We start from the raw sequence: 21,659 nt of genomic DNA on the forward strand, positions 1-21,659 counted from the left end.
TCCGGGGCTATGCCCGGCGGGCTACTGCCCGGGGCAGCGGACCGACGTCCGAGTGGCGACCGGGACGCAGCGCCGCGTGCCGCTGCCCGGGACCCGCGCCGTCGCGGGCGGCGAGCGCGTCGGCGACCGCCCCGGTGGCGAACGCGTAGATGGACTTGTGCAACACGTCGATGGCGAGTTCGGGGCGGGGCCAGGTCAGTGGGGGCGCCCCCACGCCAGTGGCGTTCTCCAGGATCTGGTCGTTGGTCAGGCGCATCGCCGTGAACATCGTCGAAGCCCAGGTGCCCCGCAGCCCGGCCTGCGCCATGATGCTGCGCAGCACGCCGACCAGCGCGCCCTGCCCGTAGTGCATCGCCAGGTTCTGCCACCGGGGCTGCTGCCCGGAGGATTCCGGCAGGCCGGTCAGCCTGGCCAGAACCCGGGCCGGTACGTAGGAGTCGGGCCGACCGGTCATCCGCTGTTCGATCTTCTCGGCGGCTGTCATCACCGCCGCCCCGGCCAGGCCCGCCACCAGTCCCTGCCACACCGCTCGCTTCAGCATGGTGCAGCCCTACCCACCGCTCAGGCACCCACACCCGTGCTGACCTCGAAAGCCAGGACGAGATCGGTCAGTGACCCCGTCACACCGAGCCGGTGAACTGGCTGACGTGGTAGGCGGTGCTGCGGCCGTCCGGTGTGCGGGTCCATTTCGAAACCATCAGGTGCAGGTCGTCGACGTTCCGGCTGGACCAGGGATGGATGAACCCCCCGTAGAGCGCGGGCTCCTGCCAACCCGTCAGCTGAATCTTCTCCCCCGTCCAGGCCCGGTCGGGTCCGGACGCGGTCCGGGTGACCAGACACCCGTTCTGGCAGTTGAGGTAGGACATCACCCAGGTCCCGTCGGCCAGCCGGCGCACCGATGGTTCGCCGAAGCGGCCGGTGAGGATGGGTGTGCAGGGCCTCCCCCAACCCCAGTTGGTGCCGTTCCAGCCCCAGCCCTCGTACGACTCGGGGTAGAACAGCCGATCCCACCGGACGCGTCGCAGCATCATCGGACCGTCCTGCCGCCCCGACCGGACGGAGAAGACGTAGACGTACTCGCCGTCGCGTTGCATGGTCCACATCTGGAACGGATCCTTGTTGTCCGGGCTGTTCCACCACTTCAGCGGCGTACGGATGAAGTCGTTGCCGTTGTCGGAGAAGGCCAGCCCCGCGTAGCGGGACTTCCACTGCGGCCCGGCCGGGCCGGCGGAGTTCCAGTTCTCGATGCTCATGTAGGAGATGAGCTGCCGACCTGTCTCCGGAAAGCTGATGCCGTCGTTGGGGATGACAGTCACCTCGGGAAGATCGTCGATGCCGATGCCGTGGTGGCCGTTGTGCATCAACTCCGGGGCCCGCCCGTTGCCGGCGACGCGTGCGGCGCTGTCGAAGACGATCCCGCCCGGTGCGCCGGGGTGGACGGCGGAGCGCAACATGACCGGCGACCGCCAGTCGTTCGGCACTGGCGGGCCCTCGGGCCACGGCGTGTCGAAGGTGTCGCCGAAGAGGTAGCCGATGGATCCGTTCTCCAGCACGTAGGGGATGCCCAGATCGGTGCCGGCCACCCGCCATCGGCTGCTGGTGTCCAGGTCCGCGCCGGTCAGCCGCTTCTTCCAGACCGCCGCCTGGGCCGGAGCGGCAGTGGTCAGGATCGCGCCGACGGAACCGAACGCGCCGGCGGCCCCGATCGCGGCGGCACGGCCGAGCAACGAGCGACGACGTACACCCATGGCTGCCCTCTCCTGTCGCACTCGTCCTGGCCCCGCCGGGTGGCTGGACAGCGGTTGCGGGCGAGTAAACCCGCTGACAACGACCGCTGTCAATACCTGCCCGCCCTGAACGATGCATTGAAGGAATTCTTCATAGAACATTGACAGCCATCAGCGCCCTGAAGAAACTCTCAGCAACCGGTCTCCCGCTCGGTGGCGGTCTCGTGACGCCATCAGTCGACCATCCCCGACCCGACGAGGAGCAGCGTGAGACACACCCAGAACGCCCTCGCCGACGTCTACGTGGGCACGTCCACCGGCAGCTCCTACGCCGGCGGCGCCACCAGATGGCACGACTTCCTCGGCCTCAACGGCGAGACGACGCTGTGATCAGCGGATTGGAGATCTCATGCGACTGACCAGGCGCACGTGCGCCCTCCTCCTGGCGGCGGTGCTTGCCGGTCAGGTCGCGGTCGCGCCGGCCGACGCGGCCGGACCCCCGGCGTCCGGCTCGCTCACCGCCGACTTCACCCGGGCCGCCACCGAGTTCGACGTGCCCCGGGACCTGCTGGTCGCCGTCGCACACGGTGAGTCCCGGCTGGACGGGCACGGCGGCCTGCCCAGTCAGGCCAACGGGTACGGGGTGATGCACCTGGTCAGCAACCCCACCCAGCACAGCCTGGAGCGGGCGGCCACGCTCACCGGCGAGCCGGTCGACCGCCTGCGCACGGTCACCGCGGCCAACATCCGCGGCGGCGCTGCGGTGCTCCGCGACCTGGCCGACGACGAGGGGCTGACCGGCGAGGCACGCGACCGGCTCTCCGCCTGGTATCCGGTGGTGGCGCGCTACAGCGCCGCCGTCGACGCCTCGACCGCCCGGCTCTACGCCGACCACGTCTACGACCTGCTGCGTACCGGCATCGCCGCCGGACCGGTACGGGTCGCGCCGCGACCGCTGCGACCCGAACTCGGCCGTTACGCGAGGGTCGCCCCCGCGGGCGCCGCCGGTGCGAACGTCGCGGCGGCGGTGCCTGAGTACGCGCCGGCCCGGTGGGTGTCCGCCTACGGCGGCAACTACCAGGCCGGCCGATCGGCGCGGATCACCACTGTGGTGGTGCACGTGACCCAGGGGTCGTACGCCGGCACGGTGAGCTGGTTCCAGAACCCGTCGGCGGGGGTGAGCGCGCACTACGTGGTGAAGTCGAGCAACGGCGAGATCACCCAGATGGTGCGCGAGGGCGACACGGCCTACCACGCACGCTCGGCCAACCCGTACGCGGTGGGTATCGAGCACGAGGGGTTCGTGGACAATCCAGCCTGGTTCACCGACGCCATGTACCGGTCGTCCGCCGCGCTGACCCGCTACCTCTGCGACAAGTACGGGCTGCCGAAGACCCGTGCGTCGATCAGGGGTCACAACGAGCTGCCCGGCAACGACCACACCGACCCTGGCCCGAACTGGAACTGGAACTACTACATCTCCCTGGTCAACACCGGCGGCTCGGGAGGCAGGTACCTGGCGGGTTCACCGACTGACTTCACCGGCGACGGGCGCGACGACATCGTCGCGTTCACCCGTGGCTCGCTCAACGACGTGTACGTGTCCGCGTCCACCGGCTCCTCGTTCGCCGGGACGTCGGTGAAGTGGAACGACTTCTTCGGGCTCAACGACGAGACGCTGCTGTCCGGGGACTTCAACGGCGACGGGCGCGACGACGTCGTGGCGTTCACCCACGGCTCGCTCGCCGACGTGTACGTGGCACTGTCGAACGGCTCGACGTTCGCCGGCGCCACCAGGTGGCACGACTGGTTCGCGCCGAATGCCGAGGTCGCCGCGGTGGGGGACGTCAACGGCGACGGCCGCGACGACATCGTCGCCTTCACCCATGACGGCGCCGGGGACGTGTACGTCGCGTTGTCCACCGGTTCGTCGTTCGCCGGGACGGCGCTCAAGTGGCACGAGTACTTCTCGATCGCCGGTGAGTACCCCGCCCTCGGCGACGTCAACGGCGACGGCCGCGACGACATCATCACCTTCACCCAGGGACCGGTCGCGGCGTCGGACGTCATCGTCGCCCTGTCCACCGGCACCGCGTTCGGGGCGGCGCAGACCTGGCACGACGTCTTCGCGGTCGGCGCCGAGCTGCCGCGCGTCGGGGACATCAACGGCGACGGGCGCGACGACATCGTCACGTTCACCTGCAACGCCGACGCCGATGTCTACGCGGCCGTCTCCACCGGCACCTCGTTCGTCGGCACCACTGTGAAGTGGAACGACTTCTTCTGCCTGCCCGGCGAGTTCCCCTACCTGGGCGACTACAACGGCGACGGCCGGGACGACGTCATCGCCTTCACCAGGGGCACCCTCAACGACGTCTACGTCGGCCTCTCCACAGGCACCAGCTTCCTCGGCGGCGCGAAGTGGCACGACTTCTTCGGGCTGCCCAACGAGACCACCCTCTGACCCCCGGGAGACAGCGATGTTCGACGTACCCCCGTCCGCGTCGATCAGCCGACGCCGGCTGATCGGCGGTTCCGCGGCGGCCGCCGCCGCCGGAATGCTCGGCGGCACCCTCGCCGGGTCGTCCGCCGCCCAGGCCGCCGGTGACGGGTACGGCCTGCGCATCGTCGACCGCAACGAGAACGGTGGCCGGCTCCAGTACTACCGCTTCGCCACCGACGCGATCGAGTGGGATCCGGGCGTGAACGTGCTGCTGCCCGACGGCTACCACACCAGCGGCAAGCGGTATCCGGTGTTGTACCTGCTGCACGGCGGCAACGCCGACTTCCGCACCTTCCACCTCCAGGACAACATCGTCGGTCTGACCGCCGGCCGGGAGGTCATCGTCGTCATGCCGGACGCGTCGACCGGCTGGTACTGCAATCCGGTGACCAGCTTCGTCGGGCCCCGCAACTGGGAGACGTTCCACATCGCCCAACTGCTGCCGTGGGTCGACGCGAACTTCCGTACCTTCGCCGAGTACAACGGGCGCGCGGTGGCCGGCTTCTCGATGGGCGGCTTCGGTGCGCTGAAGTACGCGGCGAAGTACTACGGCCACTTCTGCTCGGTCAGCTCGCACTCCGGGCCGGCCAGTCTCCGCCGAGACTTCGGACTGGTAGTGCACTGGGCGAATGCCACCTCCGCAGCGCTGGACCTCGGTGGAGGCACCGTCTACGGGGTCCCGTTCTGGGACGAGGCCCGGGTCAACGCCGACAACCCGGTCCAGCGCATTCCGAGTTTCCAGAACAAGCGGATCTTCCTGGCGGCCGGGACCTCACCCGACCCGATCAACTGGTTCGACACCGCCAACGAGACCCAGGTGCTCGCCGGTCAGCGGGAGTTCCGCGGTGCACTCGCCCGAGCCGGCATCCCGCACGAGTGGCGCGAGGTGCCGGGTGGGCACTTCTTCCGCCACGACCTGTTCGTCCAGGACCTCAACGGAATGCTCGGACGCCTACGCCGCGCCGGCTGACCCCCGGTAGCGTCGACGGTCATGGCCACCACCGTCGACGTGCGTCGGGCACTCGCCAGCCTCGCCGATCCACGTCGAGCCGAGGCGTCGAGCAGGTTCCTCCAGATGGTCCCCGGTGGGTACGGCGAGGGCGACCGGGCCCTCGGTGTCTCAGTGCCCGACCAGCGCACTGTGGCCGCCCGGTTCTGGCGCGACCTTCCGCTGGCCGAGACGACGAAACTGCTCACCGGCGGCGCGCACGAGGAACGGCTGACAGCGCTGCTCATCCTGGTGTGGGGGCGGCGCATCGCCATCATGGCGACCTTCGCCTTCATCAGGGCCGGCGACTTCGAGTGGACCTTCCGACTCGCCGACCGGCTCCTGCACGACCCGCACGACCTCGTCCGCAAGGCGGTGGGCTGGATGCTGCATGAGGTGGGCAACCGGGACCAAGCGGCGGAGGATGAGTTCCTCGCCCGCCGCTACCGGGTCATGCCGCGGGTCATGCTGCGGTACGCGATCGAGAAGTTCGAACCGCAGCGTCGCCGCGACTACCTGTCCGGTGCCCTCTAGCCGACCGGCTCAGCCGGTGGGATGGGGAAGTTCCGGTTGAAGACGTTGTCCGGGTCGTAGCTGGCCTTGATGGCGCGCAGCCGGCCAAGCGTGGGCTCGGGCCAGGCATCCAGCAGTCGAGCCGGATCGCTGTCGCTCTCGAAGCTGAGATACAGGCCGTCGAGGTGCGGGTACAGCTCGGCCCACAGTTTGTCGAGTTGGGGCCGGCGGTCCGGGACCGTGGCGGCGAGCACCGAGAAGTTCTGCTCCCGGTGCGGGTAGGCGGTCGCGTCGCGGGCGACGTCGTTGACCGCCCCGCCGACGGCTCGCACCTGCATGATCATCACATCGCCGGAATGGATCATGTGCTCCATGAGGTCGGCCGCCTGCGGTGTGACGTGGTGCAGCAGACCGCTGCGGGTGTCCTTCAACCCCTGCCCGCGATGCTGGTTGCCCGCCGGCACGACGATCTCCGGGTACGGCACGAGCTGCGCCTGCTGGTCGAGGATCGGCCCGATCTCCAGGAACGGGCTCAGGGCGGACTGCGCCGCCTCGACGTCGTCACCGGCGTAGACGAGAGTGACCTGGGCAGCCGGAGGGTTGCCACGGCGGCCGGGAAAGAGGGAGAGGAAGCTCGTCAACTCCCGTGGCGCGTCCTCGACCAGTTGGCCCCACCGGCTCAGCAGTCGGGCGGTGTCTGTCGCGTCCGCGACGAGCTGGGCGTAGACGACCTTGTCGACCTCGTACGCCTCCAGCTCCAGCGCGGTGACCACTCCGAAGTTTCCCCCGGCGCCACGGATGGCCCAGAACAGGTCGGGGTGATGCTCGTCGTCCACGCGGAGCAGACGGCCGTCCGCGGTGACGATCTCGGCGGCGACGACGTGGTCGATGGTCAGGCCGTGCTTGCGCGCCAGGTATCCGACACCGGCGGTGGTGGCGAGACCACCGACGCCCACGTCTCCGTAGTCGCCCGAGCTCATGGCCAGGCCGTACGGGGCCAGCGCCTGGGCCACGTCACCCCAGCGGGCACCCGGCTCCAGGCGCACCCGACGGGTCGCCCGGTCGAGCACCTCGACAGTGTTCATCCTCGACATGTCGATGACGACTCCCCCGTCGTTCGTCGACCGGCCGCTGATGCCGTGCCCGCCGCTGCGCACCGACAGCGGGACATCCTGCGTCCGGGCGTACGACACGGCGGCGACCACCTCGGCGGCGTTCTGCGGACGGATCACCAGGGCCGGCGCGCCGTGCCAGCTGTAGGAGTGGCGTACCCGCTCGTACTCCCGGTCACCGGGCTCGACGGACCTGGCGGCCAGCGACGGGGGCAGCGCGTCGTAGTCGAGGCCGGGGTGCCGCTCGGCCAGCGCGACGGTCGTGCGGACCGGCCCGGTGCCGACCTCACCCCCGGTGCGCTCCCTGGCGACCGCCTCCCGCAGCGCGGGGGCGATCTCCTGCCCGAGGGTCCGAATGAGACGTGGGTCGTCGCGGCCGATCAGGAAGGTGCTGAACCCCTCCTCGATGACCAGCGGAAGGAGTTGGTCGACCCACTGCTCGGCGGGCCCCTGGAGGAAGCCGCGGCTGCGCGACGAGACATCGACAGTGAACAGGTTGAGCAGCCGTCGGATCTCCCGGGGCTCGCGGCCCGCGGCGATGGCCGCCTCGTCGATGAGCCGGTTGGCGGTCACCCGGTCCGGAGATCGCAGGTATTCGAGCGTCGGCAGCCAGCCGTTGGCCTTCTGGCCGGTCAGTGCCAGCATCTTCGGCTGGTACGCGCCGAGCCAGATGTCGATGTCATGTGCCGGCTTGGGGCCGCGCTGCATGCCGGGTACGGGGTAGTACTCCCCGTCCAGTCGGAGCGGTTCGGTGGCGGTGTCGTCCCAGACGCCGCGCAGGACGTCGATGGCCTCCCGCAGGGCCGCGACTCCCTGCCCCGCTGTCAGTCGACGTGCGCCCATGCCCTCGATCCCGTCCCAGAACGCGCCGGCGCCGAGGCCCAGCTCGAAACGGCCGTGCGACAACCGGTCCAGGCTCGCCGCCGCCCGGGCCAGCACGGCCGGCGGGCGCAGCGGCAGGCTGAGGACGTTCCCGGAGATCCGGAGCCGCTCCGTGCGGGCGGCGACCCAACTCAGCAGGGTCCAGGTGTCGAGGAACTCCGCGTTGTACGGGTGGTCCTGGAAGGTGACCAGGTCCAGCCCCGCAGCCTCGGTCAGCTCGGCCAGCGCCACCACCTGATCCGGGTCGTGCACGTTGGGTGTCAGGAACGACCCAAACCGGACTTCGTGCCCGTAGTCCGACATTGCTTCACCATCCACACAATCGTTTGATCAACCCATCATATTTTTCGCCTATCGTTTGTCGGACAACCTATCTTCCCCGCCAATCATTCCTGGGGTGCGGCGATGTCGGATGATGATCAACGGGCCGGCCACTAGCATCGGGACATGTCCGCGAGCGATCCCTGCGAGCTGCCGGCCGACCGCAAGCGCGGCTCGAACTTCGGTTGGTCGCTGGGCATGGTGTTGCGCCGCTGGCACGAACGCGTCGAGGAACTACTGAAGGACCTGCCGCACGGCAGTCGGGGCTACCACATCCTGGCCGTCGTCGTACACGAAGAGGTGCCCACGCAGGGCGCCCTGGCCGCTCGCCTGGCCATCGACCGCAGCGTGCTGACCTACGTCATCGACGACCTGGCGAACGCCGGTCTCATCGAGCGCAGGCCCGACCCCCAGGACCGGCGGGCCCGACGGGTCGTGGCCACCGAACGCGGACGCCAGACGCTCGCCGAGGCCGAGCGGCGGGTCGCCCACGCCGAGGACCACGTGCTGGGTGGGTTACCCGAGGAGCAGCGCGAGGTCTTTCGCGACCTCGCCGCCCGGGCCGCCGAAGCGATCCACGCCGCCGCACCCGCCACGGACCCCTGCGTGGCGGTGCGGAGCGTCCTTCCGCCGACCGACTGACAGCGTCAGCGCTTGCGGCCCACCCCGCCGAAGGCGTCGATGTCGGCAGGCGTGTCGACAGCGTCGTCCGGTCGCCACTGCGGGCACGGCACGACGCCGGGCTCGACCAGCTCCAGGCCGTCGAAGAAGCCGGCGATCTCGTCGGGAGAACGCAGGGTGTACGGAGTCGCGCCACTGTCGTTGTAGTCGTCCTGCGCCTGCTGCATCTCGGCGCTGATCAGGCTCGTGCCGTCGTTCAGCGAGAGGTAACTGCCGCTCGGCAGCGCCGCCACCAGCTGCCGGGTGACCGAGCGGGCCGCCTCGTAGTCGGGCACGTGACCCATGACGCCGCTGAGGATGAGACCGATCGGCTGCGCGAAGTCCAGCGTCTTGCCAGCCTCGGCGATGACCGCGGCCGGGTCGTGCAGGTCGCCGTCGATGTAGGCGGTCCTGCCCTCGGCCGTGCCCACCAGCAACGCGCGAGCGTGCACCAGCACCAGGGGGTCGCTGTCGACGTAGACGATCCGCGCGTCCGGGGCGATCCGTTGGGCCACCTCGTGGGTGTTGTTGGCGGTCGGCAGCCCGGTGCCGACGTCGAGGAACTGACGGATGCCCGCGTCGGCGGCGAGGAACATGATCGAGCGGACCAGGAACTGCCGAGAGGCCCGGGCCACGTCGACGACGCCGGGGAAGACCTGGCGATACTGGTCCCCGGCCTCGCGGTCGACAGCGAAGTTGTCCTTGCCACCGAGCCAGTAGTTCCAGATCCGCGCCGAATGCGGCACCGACGTGTCGATCTTCTGCTGCACGTCGGCCTCACCGGCCTCGTGCCGGCCGGTCGTCGGCGATTCCATGCTCACGACGAACCCCCATGTCGAACGCGTACGCGACGTCGTCGCGGGACGGCCCAGTCGAGGAAGCGGCCACCCGTGACCGTGCCACGGTATAGAAGGCAGAGGATTCGCACCACACCCGGTCGCTCCACAGGAGACCAACACTGCTTGACTCACTCGCCATGCTGGAACCGCACGCCCCTGTCCCGCACCACCCGAGGAGGACCCGATGGCAAAGCCGGTCAAGACCGCGGCAGTCCTCTTCGGGCTGGGCGTCGGCCTCGCGGTCGGTCCATTCCTCGGACCGGTTGCGGTCTGGCTCGGCGTCGCTGTCGCCGCGCTCGGCATCGGGCTCTCCCTGATCGGCACGGCGGAGTCCGATCTGGTGGGGGACGGCCTGGTCGACCGCGAAGAGCCCGCCGGATACCTAACGGCGACGGGCACAGTGGGCGTCGCCGGACGACAGGAGCGGGACGTGAACAGACCCACGCTCAGCGGTCTGAGCACCCGGGTGGAGCAGATCCTCAAACTCGCCGAGGAGCAGGCCGACGACCACCGCAACGCCGCGCGGCTCGACGCCGAGAAGACGGTGAGCGCCGCCCGCCGGGAGGCGGAGACGATCCTGCGCCGGGCGCACGAACAGGCAGCGGGGAACGCCGGGTAGCAGGAGTCCCCGCGCTCTGTTCGGCGCATCCACGGTCCGGTCGATCCCTCGCGCGAGGGAGTGACGTCCCCTGCCAGCGGGGTCCCCCCGCTGCGGGACGCCAGCAGGATCGGTGCATGACGACATCGACACAGGTCGCCGGGCGGAGCGTCCATGGCCTGACGTACGCAGTGCTCGGCTGGGCCGTGGCATACGGGGGCGTGCGTCTGGCCTGGACGGTCGGCGAGGCTCCGGAGTTCGGGCGACTCGGGCTGGACCTGCTCGGCTTCACCGGCTGGCGGTCGGTGGCGCTGTGCGCAGCCGCGGGCGGGCTGGCGGTCGCGTTGGACCGGGTGGCGACCTGGCGGCCGGCGCTTGCGGGGCTCGCCTGGGCGGTCGCCGGAGCGCTCGTCGCGGCAGCCGCGATCCTGCTGCCGGAGTTGGTGGGCTTCCTGTTGTTCACCGTCGGCCCGTTCTTCGACCCGCTGGCGTTCGTCAGCCGGCTGGCCTGTGTCACCGGAGCGGTACTGCTCGCTCTCGCCACCGCGCGTTACCAGCGGCGCAGCCGTGGCGACTGCCCAGCCTGCTGCCGGACGGTCCGACCGGGTACGCGGCGCTCGGCACCCGCGCGGTGGGCGCGCTGGGCGGCGTGGGCCGCTGTGGGCGGTCTCGTGACCCGCTTCGCGGCCCAGTTCGTGGTGGGGTTCGACAGCGTCGACCAGAGCGCCTCGCTGCTCGGGTTGGAGATCGGCCTGGTGCTGGCCGGAGTGCTGTTGCCACTGGCGCTGGTGTACCACTGGGGTGAGGTCTGGCCGGGGTGGGTTCCGCTGCTCGCCGGGCGCACCATTCCTCGCCTGCTGCTGCTGGTGCCCGGCTTCGGGCTCGGCGCGGGCATCGTGGCCTACTTCGGGATGGGGATCGCGCAGGTGTCGTCGGGCTCGCACAGCGAGTTCTCCGACGCGTTCCTGTGGGTGGCGATGTCGGCGTACCTCGTCTTGGGGATGGGCCTGGTGATCGGCTCCACCGACTACCACCTGCGCACTCGCAGGCAGTGCGGCGCGTGCGGCCGGTGACGGCACCACTGATCGTGGGCCGGTTGCATTGACAGGATTCGTTGGACGAATTAACTTTCTGGAATCAACACCTGGGAGCGCTCCCAATCCTTTCCGCCACTCACACCACCGCTGAACTCGCCGCAGACGAGCCCTCCCGAGGCGTGGAAGCCCCCACCACTTCAGGAGGAGTTTCATGAGAAGAAGAAGAGTGACGAACGCCGCCATGGTGTCGGCCGGCGCCGTCCTGCTGGCGTCGGCAGCGGTCGCCGTGGCGATGCCAGCGGGGGCCGCAGCCGCCGGCTGCAGGGTGAACTACAGCGTGTCGTCGCAGTGGCAGGGCGGCTTCGGCGCCAACGTCACCATCACCAATCTCGGCGACGCGGTGACGAGTTGGACGCTGACCTGGAACTACAACGCCGGTCAGACCGTCACGCAGGCCTGGAACACGACGTTGACGCAGAGCGGCACCGCCGTCACCGCCAAGAACGTCAGCTACAACGGGGCCATCGCGACCAACGGGACCGTCTCGTTCGGTTTCAACGGCTCGTGGACCGGAAGCAACCCCGATCCGACCACCTTCGCGTTGAACGGGGTGGGCTGCACCGGTGGCACCGAGCCGACCCCGCCGCCGACCGACCCACCACCGACGGACCCGCCGCCGACCGGGCCGGCGGACATCACTGTGAACAGCGCGACCAAATACCAGACGGTCGACGGCTTCGGGGCCGCACAGTCCATCTGGGGTAGCGCCTGGTCGACGGCGGACACCCAGACGCTGGTCGGGATGGGTGCCAACCAGTTGGGGCTCTCCATCGTGCGGACCGGCCTGTCGCCGGAATCCAGCGAGTGGGCGACGCACGTGAACTCGTTGAAGACCGCGAAGTCGTACGGGTCCAACGTGAAGATTCTCGCCTCGCCCTGGACCGCGCCGGCGGCGTGGAAGACCAACAACAGCCGGGTCAACGGCGGCAAGCTGAGGACCGACTACTACGACGACTACGCCAACCACCTGAACAGCTACGTGCAGTACATGCGCGGCCAGGGCGTACCCGTCGACGTCACGTCGGTGCAGAACGAGCCGGACTGGCACCCGGACTACGACTCGATGGACTGGAGCGGCACCGAGCTGCGCACCTTCGTGCGCGACCAGGGCACCAAGGTACAGAACACCAAGCTGATGGTGGCCGAGGCGGTGAACATGAACTACAACTTCACCGACCCGACCCTCAACGACGCGACCGCCCGCAACAACATCGGCTACGTCGGCGGGCACCTGTACGGCACCGAGGAGTCGGGCCGACTGCGGCCGTACTCCCTGGCGGAGCAGCACAACAAGCCGGTGTGGATGACCGAGTGGAACCTGCACGCCGCCGACGGCGGAGGCTCCAACATCTGGGGCAACCCCGCCAACGCGGCGGTCTGGAACGAGACCCTCGACGACATCATGCGCACCGTGCACAAGTCGATGGAGGCCAACTGGAACGCCTACATCTGGTGGTACGGCAAGCGGTACTACTCCTTCATCGGTGACGGCGAGTCGGCGTTCGGCACCGTCGCTGGCGCTCCGCTCAAGCGCGGGTACGCCTTCTCGCAGTACGCCAAGTACGTCCGCCCCGGCTACCAGCGGGTCGCCCTGTCGAAGAGCTCGAAGGCCTCACCGCTGGAGGTCACGGCCTACCAGGGGGACGGGAAGATCACCCTGGTGATCCTCAACCGCTCGAACAGCGCTGTCAACAACGCCGTGATCCAGGCCCCGCAGAACGTCAGCCGAGCCGAGCACTACCTCACCTCACAGAACGCCAACGCGGCCAGCCAGCCGACCAGCGTGAACGGCGGTCAGGCCACCATCAACGTCGGCGCCCGCAGCATCTCCACTGTCGTCTTCACCCTCTGAACACCTCGTTCGCCCCGAGCACCGTCGACGTCGCGGGAGCCCCGGCCACACGCCGGGGCTCCCGCCCGTCGGGTGGGCAGCCGGTCCAGATCGTCGGCTGTTCAAGGAGCGGTCGGCGCCGCCGTGCTCTGCCGCACCACGAGCTTGGGAACGACCAGCGGCAGACGCTGCGGCACCGTGTCGTCGATGGCCTGGGTGACTGCCGTGATGGCACGCCGACCGACAGCGTCGAAATCCTGCTGGATCGTCGTCAACGGCGGGATGAGGTAGGGCGCCTCGGGCACGTCGTCGAATCCGACGACGGAGACGTCGTGTGGCACCCGCCGCCCCCGCTCGTGCAACGCGCGCAGTACACCGATGGCCATCTGGTCGTTGGCGGCGAACACCGCAGTGGTTGCGCGCATCGCACCGATCCGCAGCCCGGCGGCGTAGCCGCTGTGCGCCCTCCAGTCTCCCTCGACCGGCTCCGGCGGGCGCAGGCCAGCGGAACTCATCGCCTGACGCCACCCTTCGAGGCGGGCGCGGGCCTCCGCCCAGTTGAGCGGGCCGCTGACATGCACGATCTCTCGATGCCCGAGGTCGAGGAGGTGCTCGGTGGCCATCCGGGCGCCGAGCACCTGGTCGACGCCGACTGTCACGCTGGCCCTTGACAGATCGCCCTCCACGACGACGAAGGGAACACCCGAGCGCGTCATCCGCACCACCTCGAGGGCCTCGTCGTTGCCGGCGATCATCACGACGCCCTCCACGCCGACACGCATGAGGTGTTCGGTGGCGTCGCTGAGCGCCCGTACCGTCACTTCGGAGAGGCTCACCGAGGTGGCGAAGTAGCCGGCCGCGCGGGCGGCGTCCTCGACGCTGCGATGGATGCTCGTCGGGCCGAACAGCGTCCTGGCCGTGCCGATGATGCCGATCATCCCGGACCGTCCGCGCACCAGCGCGCGGGCAGCCGTGTTGGGACGGTAGTCGAGCCGTCGAATCGCCTCGAGGACCCGCTCCCGCGTCTCGCGCCTGATGCTGGGTGCCCCGTTGATGACCCGGGACACCGTCTGGTGTGACACACCCGCCAGGCGAGCGACGTCGGCCATGACCGGGGGCCGGTCGGCCGCTGTCACAGCGGCCTTTGCGTGAACTCGCACTGGCGGGCCGTCCGTTCTTCCATGGAATCAGTTCCTCGTGAGCCTCGTCCGTTCGTGGCCGTCAGTGTGAGTGACGGGGCACCGCGCTGCCGCTGCCACCGACGAGGAAGTCGAGGTCCGCGCCGCTGTCCGCCTGCAGGACGTGCTCGCTGTAGAGCCGCACCCAGCCCCGGTCGGCCACCGGCTTCGGAGGCTGCCAGGCGGTGCGCCGTTGGGCCAGTTCGGCGTCGTCGACGAGGAGTTCCAGGCGGCGCGTCGAGACGTCGACGGAGACCAGGTCACCGGTGCGTACCAGCGCGAGCGGGCCACCCACTGACGCCTCCGGTGCGACGTGCAGGATGCAGGTGCCGTAGCCGGTGCCGCTCATCCGAGCGTCGGAGATCCGCACCATGTCCGTGATGCCGTCCGCGAGCAACCGTCGGGGCATGGGCACGTTGCCCACCTCCGGGAAGCCGGGGTAGCCCCGTGGTCCGGCGTTGCGGACGACGATCACCGTGTCGGGGGTGACGTCGAGGTCCGGGTCGTCGGCGGCGACGACGTACTCCTCGATCCGGTCGAAGACGAGCGCCGGGCCGGTGTGCGTGAGGAGGTGGGCGGAGGCGGCAGAGACCTTCAGCACCGCCCCGGACGGCGCGAGCGAGCCGCGCAGCACCACGGTGCCCGAGCCGGCGGGCTGGAACGGCTCCTCCAGGGTGGCGATGACGTCCCGGTTCCAGCACTGGGCGCCGTCGACGTTCTCCGCCACGCTCCTCCCGCTGACGGTGATGTGGTCCATGTGCAACAGCGGGGCGAGTTCCTTCATCACCACCGGAAGGCCGCCGGCGTAGGCGAAGTCCTCCATCAGGTACGTCCCGGACGGCATGAGGTTGACGAGCATCGGCACGTCGGCGGTGAGGGTGTCGAAGTCCTCCAGCGACAGGGGAACGCCGAGGCGTCCGGCGATCGCGAGCAGGTGTACGACGGCGTTGGTGGAGCCGCCGATGGCGGCGTTGACCCGGACGGCGTTCTCGAACGCCTGCCTGGTGAGCACCGAGGACAGCCGTTGGTCCTGTTCGACCATGGCGACGATCCGGCGGCCGGCGGCGTGTGCGAGCGCGTACCGCCGGGAGTCGACCGCCGGCACGGCGGCCGCCCCCGGAAGCTGCACACCCAGCGCCTCGGTCACGCAGGCCATAGTGGATGCGGTACCCATTGTCATGCAGTGGCCGCGGCTGCGGGACATGCCGACCTCCGCCTCGGAGCAGTCGGCCGCTGTCATCCGACCGGCCCGCATCTCCTCGGTGAAGCGCCAGACGACGGTGCCCGAGCCGATGTCCTGGCCGCGGAACTTGCCGTTGAGCATCGGGCCGCCGGTCAGCATCACTGTCGGCAGGTCGACGCTCGCCGCTCCCATCAGCAGGCCGGGGGTGGTCTTGTCACAGCCGGAGAGCAGCACCACCCCGTCGAGCGGGTTGGCGCGGACCGACTCCTCCAACTCCATCGCCAGCAGGTTGCGGTAGAGCATGGTCGTGGGTCGCATCAGCGGCTCGCCCAGGCTCATCGCCGGGAACTCCAGCGGCAGGCCGCCGCTCTCCCACACGCCCCGTTTCACCGACTCGGCGAGGTCGCGCAGGTGGGCGTTGCAGGGTGTCAGCTCCGACCAGGTGGTGGCGATGCCGATCACCGGGCGACCGTCGAAGACGTCGTCCGCGAAACCCTGATTACGCATCCAGGACCGATGGATGAACCCGTTGCGGCCTTCCGCACCGAACCACTCCCCGCTGCGCAGCGGTCGATTCGTCGTCGACATCAGCACACCTCTCTGTCATCCGTCCGGCCGCGTCCTGCGCGGCGATCAATGCGCGTGTGGTGGATTGGCTTGGTGACGTCGGGAAGGCCTACCGCAGACCTCCGACGGAGAGGCCGCCGCGCCAGTGTCGTTGCAGGCTGAAGAACGCGATGATCAGCGGGATCACGGACACCAGGGAACCCAGGATGATGAGGCTCCACAGCGAGGTGGTTCCCGCGTTGTTCGCGGACGCGATCCCCTGCCAGAGGCCGAGACCGACGGTGACCGGGAAGAGCCGGTTGTCGGAGAGCATGGCCAGCGGCAGGAAGTAGTTGTTCCAGGACGCCACGGCCGACAGGAGCAGCACTGTGACCACCGCGGGACGCATCAGCGGGAGAGCGATCTGAAGGAACGTCCGCATCTCTCCCGCGCCGTCGACCCGCGCCGCGTCCAGGAGTTCGTCGGGCACCGCGTCGCGCGCGTACACATGCATCAGGTAGACGCCGAACGGGTTGAGCAGCGACGGGAGGATCACCGCCCAGACCGTGTTCGTCAGGCCGAGCCGGGAGAACATGATGAAGGTCGGGATGACCAGAGCGGTGGCGGGCACCATCAGCGCGCCGAGCACGACGGCGAAGCTGAAGCGTCGGGCGGCGAACCGGTACTTGGCGAACCCGTAGCCGGCCATGACCGCCAGGACCGTGGCGCCGACGCCGCCGGCGATGGCGTAGAGCGTGGAGTTGAGCATCCACCGCAGGTAGATGCCACCGTCGTAGGTGAAGAGATCCCGCAGGTTCCCGATGTAGTCGATCTGGTCGGTGAACCAGAGGGTGTTGCCGCCGCCGAACAGGCCCGGTGCGTCCTTTGAGCTGTTGACGATGACCCACCAGAACGGTACGAGGAAGTAGATCACCAGGAAGCCGAGGAGGATCTGAAGAGGGAGATAGCGCTGCGGTCGGCGGGCGCCGGCGCGGACGCTGGTGTGGTCGGTCATCAGAGGAAGCTCCTCCGCTTGCGGGTGAAGAACAGGAAGGCGTACACGCAGATGAACACGAGCCCGCCGAGGGCGAAGGAGATCGCCGAGCCGTAGTTGAAGTTGGCGAGCGAGAACGCCTGTTGGTACGCGTACATGTTCGGGGTGAAGTCCGAGCCGATCGTGCCCGCGGCGAGGTATCGCAGGATCTGCGGTTCGTTGAAGAACTGCAGTGTGCCGATGAGCGAGAAGACCAGGATGAGGATCAGGGCGGGCGCGATCAGCGGGATCTTGATCCGCGTCGCGATCTGCCACCGCCCGGCGCCGTCCATCCGGGCCGCCTCGTAGAGCGTCGGGTCGACGCCCTGCAACGCCGCGTACAGGATGATCATGTAGTAGCCGGCCCACTGCCAGGTGACGACGTTGAGCAGCCCGTAGAAGATCAGGTCGCTGCTCAGGAAGTCGGGTGCGGTGGCGCCGAACAGCCCGAAGATGTCGGTGAGCGGGCCGAAGCCGCGGCTGTAGAGGAACCCCCACATCACGGCCCCGATCACGGTGGGGATCGCGTACGGCAGAAAGATCATGAGGCGGGAGAAGCGGGCGAACACTGTGGTCACCGAGTCCAGGATGAGGGCCAGCGCGAGCGCGATGACGATCTGCAGCGGGATCGAGACCAGCGAGAAGCGGATGACGAACCACGCCCCGGACAGGAAGCTCGGGTCGGTGAACGCCTTCACGTAGTTGTCGAAGAGAACGAAGCTGGTGCCGCCGATCAGCTTCTTCTGAAAGAGACTGAGGTACAACGCGTACGCCAGCGGCGCGATGAGGAACGCCAGGAACACCACCCCGAATGGCCCGACGAAGAGCCACCCCATCAGGTGTTCGCGGAGGTGCACCTTGCCACGGATCTTGCGCGTCTCAGGCTGAGTACGCGGTGCGCGCTTCTCGGTCAGGGATGTCATCTTGGTCTCCGGGACGTGGACGCTGAGGGGTGGAGGGTGGGCCGGCCGCCCAGTGCCGGCGCGGCCCACCCATCCGGTCACTGAACTGTGAAACCTTGTTCCTTGGCGTACTTCGCCACGTCCTCCTGGAGCCGGTCGGCAGCCTGCGAACCGGTGACGGAGCCCTTGATGATTTCGCTGACCTGTTTCTCCATGGCGTCGAGGTAGTACTGGCCGAACGGGGCGTACGCGACGCCCTTGTAGGCGTCGGCGGCGGGAAGGTAGACCTCCTTGTTCGCCTGCTGACCGTTGAAGAACGCCACCTTCAGGTCGACGAGCGCCGGGTCCTTGAGCGCCGTGAGGTTCAGCGGGAAGATGATCTGGTTGGTCCAGCCGTCGGTGAGCGACTCCTTGTCGGCGTAGAGCCCGTAGGCGACCTTCGCGGCCAGCTCCGGCTTCTTCGCCTGCTTGGTCACCGAGAAGGCCGACCCACCCCAGTTGACCTGCACCGGGTTTGCCGGATCCCACTGCGGCAGCGGCGCCACAGCGAACTTGCCGGTGTCCTGACCCTTACCGACACCCGCGCCGGTGAGGTAGCCGGGCGCCCACGCCGCCGAGATGTACGTCGCGTAGTTGCCGTTGATCACGCCGGAGATGTACTCCGGGGTGAACTGGTTCTGCGTACCGACCAGGCCCTTCTTGGCGAGGCCGCCCCAGTAGTCCAGGACGTCCTTGGACGCCTGGTCGTTGAGCTTCACGCCGATCGCCTTCGGCTGCGCCGGGTCATAGGTGAAAGGCGCGGCGCCCTTCTGGATCTGCAGCGCCATGGTGAGCGCCGGGACGTTCGCGCCGAGGTCCCCGAACAGCGGGCCGCCGGCGTCCTTCACCTTCTGCGCTGCCTGCTCGTACTCGGCCCAGGTCTTCGGCGGCGTGATCTTGTACTTGTCGAAGATGTCCTTCCGGTAGATCATCGCCACCGGGCCGCCGTCGACAGGTACGCCGTAGACCTGGTCGCCGACCGACACGTCCTTCCAGGCGCCCTCGCTGTAGTTGGCCTTGACCGCGTCGAAGCCGTACTGCTTGATGTCGACGAGCGCGCCCTGGATCTGGAAGGTCGGGATCCGGTCCGCCTCGACCATGATCACGTCAGGCGCGCCGGTGCCCGCCGAGATCGCGGTCTGGAACTTGTCGTACTCGTCGCTGCCCTGACCGACGTTGGTCCAGCAGACCTGCACGTCGTCGTGCTGCTTGTTGAAGTTGTCGACGACGAGTTGGGTGTTGGGGTACCAGCCCCACATCGTCACGACGGGCACGTTCTGCTTGGTGATGGTGTTCGTGCAATTGCTCGCGTCGCTGCCGCCCTCGTCGGAGGAGCAGGCGACGAGGCCGGTCCCCGCCGCGAGCATGACTACCGTGGCGAGTATTCGTCTTCTCTTCATTGAGATGGTTCCCTTCGGCGATGGCGGTGCACTGCATCCATGCGCTGGCGGGCGCCACCGGGGGCAGGAGGCCCTGCTCCCGGTGGCGTCGCCGGCAAGGCTCCTAGCGCTTGAACAGACGGGGCGCCAGGTCGATGAGGTTCTTCTGCCACACGTCCCAGCCGTGCGGCCCGGGGGTGACCCCGTCGAACTCGTAGCGGATACCGAGGTTGTTCAACGTGGTCAGCGATGCCATGAAGCTCGGGTACACGAAGTCGGTCTGGTCACCGACGTAGAGACGCAGCATCTTGGTGCCGTTGTTGATCGCCGCCACGTCGACGCCGGTGCCGCTGCCGAAGCCGGCCGAGAACGCGGCGACGTAGGCGAACTCGCCCGGGTATGCCTTCAGCACCCCGAACGCCTGCCCGCCGCCCATCGACAGGCCGGCGAGGGCCTGCTGCGACGGATCGCTGGAGATGTGGTAGCGGGCACGGGCCGTCGGAACGATGTTCTCCCGCAACTCGCTGTTGAAGTTCGACGAGTTGCCGTTGCCCATCACGACGACCATCGGCGTGAGGTCGCCGTCGAGGAACTGATTGTCGAGGATCTGCTTGGCGCGGCCCATCTCGACCCAGTCCGTGTAGTTCTGGCCGCCGCCGTGCTGGAGGTAGAGGACGGGGTACGGCTGCGTCCGGTTCGGGTCGTACCCGGGTGGGGTCCACACCAGCGCGGTCCGGTCCTGGCCCGCCACCGTGCTGGTGTAGGTCATGCTCTCGACCTTCCCGCCGCGACCGGCGGGTACGTCCGACAGCAGTCGGGCACCCGGCCCGGGGATGAAGAAGGTGCTCCACATCGGCTCGGTGGTGACAGTCGTCGGGTTGGAGGTGTCCTTCACCGCGACCCGGTCCACGATCAGCCGGTAGTAGTAGAACCAGGGCTTAAGTGGGCCCACCGTCGCCCGCCACCGGTCACCGTCGCGGGTCAGTGGCAGTCGCAGCCAACTGCCGCCCGGCGCGACGTTCGCCCAGACCGTGACGTGCTGAGCGTCGGTGAAGTCCGTGGTGGTCTCGAAGGTGACGAACCCGTCCTCGGTGACGAAGGGCGTCGGGGTGGTGCCGGCCGGCGGCGGAGTGAACTCCCGCTTGAGCGGCTGGTGACCGGGGCTCGGCCCGTGGTCGGCCACGTGCCGGAACAACCGCGGCACGAAGTCGACGAGGTTCTCCTGCCAGGTGGTCCAGGTCGCGCCGCCGTCGGGGTTGACCCCGTCGAACTCGAACCGGACGTCGGCTCGGCCCAGCGCCTTCGTCAGCCGGTAGGTGGTGTTGTACGCGGGATCGGTGACGTTGCCGGTGTAGAGGCGGAGCAGCTTGACGCCGCGGTTGATCGCCTTGGCGTCCTTCCGGTCGATCTCCGGAGCCGACGTGCCCGAGAACGAACCGACGTAGCCGAACTGACCCGGCTTGGTGAGCGCTGCCCGCAACGCGTCCGTTGCGCCGTCGGACACGCCCGCGATCGCCTGGTGCTCCGGGTCGCGAAGGACCCGGTACCTGTCGGCGACCGCCTTGCGGAGGTCCTTCAACCCCTTGTGGTCCGAGCCGTCGACATCGTTGATCACCACCACCATCGGCCGGATGCTGCCGGCGGCCGAGAGGTTGTCGAGGATCTGCTTGGACCGACCGAGGTCGAGCCAGTCGGTGGCGGCCACACCGTCACCCGACTGCAGGAAGAGCGCCGGGTATCCCTTCGGGCCCTTGGCCGCGTAACCCGGTGGCGTCCAGACCAGGGCGGAGCGCTGCGCGTTAGTGGTCCGATAGGTCAGCGTCTCGATCTTTCCGCCGGTGCCGGCCGGCGCGTCGAGCAGCCACCGTGCCGAGTCACCCGCGACGAGGAAGGTGCTCAGGAGCGGCTTGGACGCGACACTGGTGCTGTTCGTCGGGTCCTTGATGGTCAATGTGTCGTCGGCGGTGAGCTGGTAGTTGTACAGCCCGGGCTCCAGCGCGCCGAGAACGCCCGACCACACGTCACCCCGACGGGTCAGACCGAACTCCGCCCAACTGGCCGACGGACCGAAGTTTCCCTCCACGACGACCTGCGAGACGGTGCCCAGGTTCTCCTGGACGTACGCCGCCGGGACGGCGAACGTGGCGTAGCGGTCCGCGGAGACGTTCAGCCACGGCGTGTCCGCCGCTGCTGGTTGCGGCGCGATGAGCACCGCCGCGGTGGCGATCACCCCGGCGGTGAACGCCGCCGAGAGCCGCCGGCGTACGCCCAGACGGCGTAAGCGCCCATGATACTGTTCGGTAGTCACGCTCCACTCCTTTCATGTGC

Annotated in this window: 17 protein-coding genes and 1 pseudogene; 8 read left to right on the forward strand and 10 right to left on the reverse strand. The window is 68.9% G+C overall.

What is annotated here, in order from left to right:
• Positions 1-7: 7 nt before the first annotated feature.
• Positions 8-541: a hypothetical protein gene (locus AB0C19_RS00170; RefSeq protein WP_357177203.1), complete on the reverse strand. Its 534-nt coding sequence runs from the start codon at positions 539-541 to the stop codon at positions 8-10.
• 79 nt (positions 542-620) lie between these two features.
• On the reverse strand, positions 621-1,748 hold the full coding sequence (locus AB0C19_RS00175) for a DUF4185 domain-containing protein (protein WP_357177205.1): 1,128 nt from the start codon (positions 1,746-1,748) through the stop codon (positions 621-623).
• Positions 1,749-1,994: 246 nt separating this feature from the next.
• Here AB0C19_RS00175 and AB0C19_RS00180 point away from each other — a divergent pair, with 246 nt between their 5' ends.
• The 4 genes from AB0C19_RS00180 to AB0C19_RS00195 are packed head-to-tail and all read left to right on the forward strand — an operon-like array spanning position 1,995 to position 5,752.
• Positions 1,995-2,117, forward strand: a complete 123-nt coding sequence (locus tag AB0C19_RS00180; RefSeq protein WP_357177207.1) for a hypothetical protein — start codon at positions 1,995-1,997, stop codon at positions 2,115-2,117.
• A gap of 19 nt (positions 2,118-2,136) precedes the next feature.
• Positions 2,137-4,191, forward strand: a complete 2,055-nt coding sequence (locus AB0C19_RS00185) for an N-acetylmuramoyl-L-alanine amidase (protein WP_357177209.1) — start codon at positions 2,137-2,139, stop codon at positions 4,189-4,191.
• 16 nt (positions 4,192-4,207) lie between these two features.
• Positions 4,208-5,200, forward strand: coding sequence for an alpha/beta hydrolase-fold protein (locus tag AB0C19_RS00190; protein ID WP_357177211.1), 993 nt, complete (start codon positions 4,208-4,210; stop codon positions 5,198-5,200).
• Positions 5,201-5,221: 21 nt separating this feature from the next.
• Positions 5,222-5,752 carry a DNA alkylation repair protein gene (locus tag AB0C19_RS00195; RefSeq protein ID WP_357177213.1) on the forward strand — a complete coding sequence of 177 codons (531 nt, stop codon included), beginning with the start codon at positions 5,222-5,224 and terminating at the stop codon, positions 5,750-5,752.
• On the opposite strand, the gene AB0C19_RS00200 is transcribed toward AB0C19_RS00195, so the two are convergent.
• Positions 5,749-8,028 carry an LLM class flavin-dependent oxidoreductase gene (locus AB0C19_RS00200; RefSeq protein WP_357177215.1) on the reverse strand — a complete coding sequence of 760 codons (2,280 nt, stop codon included), beginning with the start codon at positions 8,026-8,028 and terminating at the stop codon, positions 5,749-5,751. The genes AB0C19_RS00195 and AB0C19_RS00200 overlap by 4 nt on opposite strands.
• Before the next feature lie 144 nt (positions 8,029-8,172).
• Here AB0C19_RS00200 and AB0C19_RS00205 point away from each other — a divergent pair, with 144 nt between their 5' ends.
• Positions 8,173-8,688 (forward strand): MarR family winged helix-turn-helix transcriptional regulator, encoded by a 516-nt coding sequence (locus AB0C19_RS00205; protein WP_357177217.1) that lies wholly within the window; start codon positions 8,173-8,175, stop codon positions 8,686-8,688.
• Between the two features lie 5 nt (positions 8,689-8,693).
• Here the strand turns inward: AB0C19_RS00205 and AB0C19_RS00210 are convergent, their stop codons facing one another.
• Positions 8,694-9,521 carry an SAM-dependent methyltransferase gene (locus tag AB0C19_RS00210; RefSeq protein ID WP_357178236.1) on the reverse strand — a complete coding sequence of 276 codons (828 nt, stop codon included), beginning with the start codon at positions 9,519-9,521 and terminating at the stop codon, positions 8,694-8,696.
• Between the two features lie 433 nt (positions 9,522-9,954).
• Here AB0C19_RS00210 and AB0C19_RS00215 point away from each other — a divergent pair.
• The 3 genes and pseudogenes from AB0C19_RS00215 to AB0C19_RS00225 form a co-directional block, all read left to right on the forward strand.
• Positions 9,955-10,113: pseudogene (locus tag AB0C19_RS00215) on the forward strand (cell division protein DivIVA); the annotation flags it as partial.
• Between the two features lie 167 nt (positions 10,114-10,280).
• The gene (locus tag AB0C19_RS00220) at positions 10,281-11,216 is read left to right on the forward strand and encodes a hypothetical protein (protein WP_357177219.1); all 936 of its coding nucleotides are present in this window, start codon (positions 10,281-10,283) and stop codon (positions 11,214-11,216) included.
• Positions 11,217-11,391: 175 nt separating this feature from the next.
• Complete coding sequence (locus tag AB0C19_RS00225; protein WP_357177221.1) at positions 11,392-13,092, forward strand: cellulose binding domain-containing protein; 1,701 nt, start codon at positions 11,392-11,394, stop codon at positions 13,090-13,092.
• A 101-nt stretch (positions 13,093-13,193) separates the two neighbouring features.
• Here the strand turns inward: AB0C19_RS00225 and AB0C19_RS00230 are convergent, their stop codons facing one another.
• The 6 genes from AB0C19_RS00230 to AB0C19_RS00255 form a co-directional block, all read right to left on the reverse strand.
• Entirely contained in the window at positions 13,194-14,180 is a 987-nt protein-coding gene (locus AB0C19_RS00230; protein WP_357178238.1) for a LacI family DNA-binding transcriptional regulator, read from the reverse strand.
• Positions 14,181-14,292: 112 nt separating this feature from the next.
• On the reverse strand, positions 14,293-16,020 hold the full coding sequence (locus tag AB0C19_RS00235; protein ID WP_357177223.1) for an IlvD/Edd family dehydratase: 1,728 nt from the start codon (positions 16,018-16,020) through the stop codon (positions 14,293-14,295).
• A gap of 88 nt (positions 16,021-16,108) precedes the next feature.
• The gene (locus tag AB0C19_RS00240; RefSeq protein WP_357177225.1) at positions 16,109-16,993 is read right to left on the reverse strand and encodes a carbohydrate ABC transporter permease; all 885 of its coding nucleotides are present in this window, start codon (positions 16,991-16,993) and stop codon (positions 16,109-16,111) included.
• Complete coding sequence (locus AB0C19_RS00245; protein ID WP_357177227.1) at positions 16,993-17,934, reverse strand: sugar ABC transporter permease; 942 nt, start codon at positions 17,932-17,934, stop codon at positions 16,993-16,995. Before AB0C19_RS00245 ends, AB0C19_RS00240 begins: the two co-directional genes overlap by 1 nt.
• A 77-nt stretch (positions 17,935-18,011) precedes the next feature.
• Positions 18,012-19,352, reverse strand: a complete 1,341-nt coding sequence (locus AB0C19_RS00250) for an extracellular solute-binding protein (protein WP_357177229.1) — start codon at positions 19,350-19,352, stop codon at positions 18,012-18,014.
• 103 nt (positions 19,353-19,455) lie between these two features.
• Positions 19,456-21,639, reverse strand: coding sequence for an alpha/beta hydrolase-fold protein (locus tag AB0C19_RS00255; protein ID WP_357177231.1), 2,184 nt, complete (start codon positions 21,637-21,639; stop codon positions 19,456-19,458).
• Between the last annotated feature and the right edge of the window lie 20 nt (positions 21,640-21,659).

The organism is Micromonospora sp. NPDC048842, assembly GCF_040649935.1.
In the GTDB taxonomy this organism is placed as follows: Bacteria; Actinomycetota; Actinomycetes; order Mycobacteriales; family Micromonosporaceae; genus Micromonospora; species Micromonospora hortensis.